Origin of the sequence: Undibacterium paludis (assembly GCF_022568815.1) — a bacterium.
In the GTDB taxonomy this organism is placed as follows: domain Bacteria; phylum Pseudomonadota; class Gammaproteobacteria; order Burkholderiales; family Burkholderiaceae_D; genus Undibacterium.
Genome location: NZ_JAKZHX010000038.1, coordinates 1 through 3,473, shown reverse-complemented (window position 1 = coordinate 3,473; position 3,473 = coordinate 1). Strand labels below are relative to the sequence as shown.

General features: G+C 60.7%; 1 protein-coding gene and 1 pseudogene. Both read left to right on the top strand.

What is annotated here, in order from left to right; translation table 11 throughout:
* Window positions 1–403: pseudogene (locus tag LZ463_RS28765) on the top strand (hypothetical protein); the annotation flags it as partial.
* A 67-nt stretch (window positions 404–470) separates the two neighbouring features.
* Window positions 471–3,473, top strand: a 3,003-nt coding sequence (locus LZ463_RS28760) for a DUF6531 domain-containing protein (RefSeq protein ID WP_241459758.1), incomplete at its 3' end; no start/stop codon positions are given.

The following is a 3,473-nucleotide window of genomic DNA, read 5'->3' as shown; positions in this document are numbered from 1 at the left end:
TGCAGGCGGCACCTATGTCATCCGCTTTGTACAAAGCTCCACCTATGCAGTCAGTTTCAATGCTCTGCTGTCAAAGGACATCGATGCTGGCAACCTGGTGCCAGCCGGTCCGGCACTGACGCTGACCACCACCAAGGTAGGGCAAAACGGCCGCTTCACCTTCAACGGCACGGCAGGCCAGACCCTTAACCTGGCGGTAACGGCCAACACCCTGATCAACAGTGGCAGCAAGACCATGTGGGTCTACAAGCCCAGCAGTGGTGGTTCAGAGTGGGCATCGTATTACCTGACCAGCGCCACGGCGGCTTTCACACTCAGCAATTTGCCAGAAACGGGTGTCTACACCATCCTCATTGACCCGCTGGGCCAGGACAAGGGCAGCATCACTCTGCAGCTGAAATAACATGACAAAACAGCACACCCAAGACCAGTTGACAGAAAAAAATTGTATGCATAAAGGACGCAGCATCGTGGCAACGCAAGCATTTCATTTTGTAAAATGGCTATTCACCATCTTCGCCCTGAGCCTGTTCTCGGTGTGCGCTGTTGCAGGTAACCTGCAACAGCAACTGCTGCCCCAGCCTGCCACACTGACCAGGGCAGCAGGGCAGAGCGCCACCCAACTGCCTGATGGCCGCTGGCTGCTGCTGGGCGGTGCAAACAACAGCGCCGCCATCCACGACCCTAAAACCGGTCAAGACCAGCTACTGACCGGACACCTGAAGCAGCCGCGCAGCTACCACAGCGCCAGCCTGCTGCCCAATGGCAAAGTCCTCATCATCGGCGGTGTCGACGCCAGCGGCAACACCGTCACCAGTCTGGAACAATATGATGCCGACATCGACAAATTCAGCAGCATCCCCAATCCCGGCCTGATCACCCGCAGCGGCCACAGCGCCACCCTCATGAGCGACGGTAAACTGCTGATTGTCGGTGGCGCAGACAGTCGCCAGCGCCTGTTGTATGAAGCCGAAATCTATGACCCGCGCAACAACACACTCGACCGCTTCAACCTCAAGCTCGACACAGCCCGGCGCGACCACCTCGCCACCCTGCTGCCTACAGCCCAGCTCCTGATCTCCCATGGCCTCGACGCCAGCTTGCAAGCCGTCACAGGCGGTGAACTCTACGACCCGCAAAGCCAGCGCTTCACCCCGCTTGACAATACACGCCTGCAACAAATTGCCAATGGTCTGCAAACCAACGGCGCCCCCGCCATCAAAGACAGCCAGCCCAGCCCGGGCGCACTGGCCGTAGCGGTCGACCAAAGCCTCGTCATCCGCTTTGCCCAGCGCATGCAGGTTGACAGCCTCAACACAGCCAGCGTCACCCTCATGGGGCCGCACGGTGTTGTCCCTGTTAACGTCGTGGCCGCCGAACAAGGCGTATTGCTCTTCGTCACCCCCCGGCAAGACCTGCTGCCCGCCAGCCGCTACACCCTCTTCATCAAAGGCGCGCAGGACAGCGCCGCCCAGCCACAGCCACTGCCATTTAGCGCCATCGGCTTTGAAACCACCCAACTCGGCCAGACAGGCAACAGCAACCAAGGTGGCAACAACACCGGCAACATCGCCATCGGCAGCATAGACCGCAACATTAACAACACCAGCAGCGCCAGTGATACCGGCAGCCGCCCGGCATCCAGCATCGCTGTTCCTGCTCCGGCAGCAACGGCCAACACCACACCGGCCAGCTTTGGCGCAGCAGAAAAAACCGCCATCGCCGCTGCCAACAGCAACCATCAGCCAGAAGCCTGGTACCCCGACGCCCGCCACTTCAAAGGCGACTGGCGCGCCCGCCGTGGCGACAGTCCCCTGCAAGCCCTGCCACCACTACAGGCAGCAGCAGGCGATACCGCCCTGGCCGGGCAAGTGCTGACGCTCAATGGCCGAGGCCTGGCCCAGGTCACCATCAGCATAGGCGGCCAAAGCACCCAGACCGACCTCACCGGCCGCTTTTTGCTCAGCCATCTGCCAGCTGGTGAACAGATACTCGACATTGACGGCCAGACCGTGCAAAAGAATGACGCCCGCTACGGCTTCTACCAGACTCGCGTCAAACTCGTCGCCGGTAAAACCACCAGCCTTGGCTACCCCATCTGGAGCAGTGCGCTTGACCCGGCTGGCAACATCACCGTGGCGTCCCCCACCCGACAAGAAACCATCGTCAGCTCACCACGCATCCCTGGTCTGGAGTTGCATATCCCGCCCGGCACCGTCATCCGCGACCGTAACGGCAAAATCGTCACCGACCTCAACGTCACCGCCATCCCTGTTGACCACCCGCCTTTCCCGCTGCCCAGCCTGGGCGTGCCCGTCTATTTCACCATCCAGCCCGGCGGCGCCATCCTCAGCAGCATCAACGGCAAAGACCAGCCCGGCGCACGGCTCATCTACCCCAACTTCAGCGGCGCTGCCCCCGGCACCCGCATGGAATTCTGGAACTATGACGCCCGTGGCAAAGGCTGGTACGTCTACGGCCAGGGCAGTGTCAGCGCCGATGCAAAACAGATCATCCCCGACGCTGGCGTCGCCATCTATGAATTCACCGGCGCCATGGTCGCCAAGCCGACGACGGCGCCTGCTGAAGGCCCCACCGTTGGCGGTTGCCGCTGCGGTGACCCGGTCGACATGTATACCGGCCTGTTCCTCAATGAAAGCACCGACCTCCAGGTCAACGACATCATTCCCTTAAGCGTCGCCCGCAGCTACCGCCAGCGCGACGCTGACTCACGAGCGTTTGGCATAGGCACCAACCTGTCCTACGACGTTTTCCTGGTGGGCAACAGCACAGTCTGGTCCTACCAGGATCTGGTCCTGCCAGACGGCAGCCAGCTGCACTTCCCGCGCATCACCCCTGGCACCGACTACCAGACAGCGGTCTACCAGCACAGCTCCAGCAACACCGCCTTCAATGGCGCCACCGTCCGCTGGAACGGACCACTGTGGAGCTGGATCATGACCCTGAAAGACGGCACGGTCCTGCAATTCCCTGAAGCGATGAACTCCAACTCAGCCCGCAAAGGCGCGCTGACCTCCATCCGCGACCGCTACAACAACACCCTCACCATGGTGCGCGACAGCAATGGCAACCTCACCAAAGTGACCAGCCCCAGCGGCCGCTACATCCAGTTCACCTACGACGGCTACAACCGCATCACCCTGGCCACCGACAACCTCACCCGCAGCGTCAAATACGAATACGATACGACTGGCCGCTTGAACAAAGTCACCTATCCAGACCTGACCTTTGAGGCTTTCACCTACGACGCCAACCACAACATGCTCACCGTGCAAGACCGGCGCGGCAAGATCATGGTCACCAACGTCTACGACGCCAACAACCGCGTCACCAAACAAACCTATGCCGACAACAGCACCAACAGCTTCGCCTATACGCTAGACGGCAACGGCAAAGTCACGCAAACCGACCACACCGACGGCAACAACCTCGTCACCCGCTTTATCTTCAAC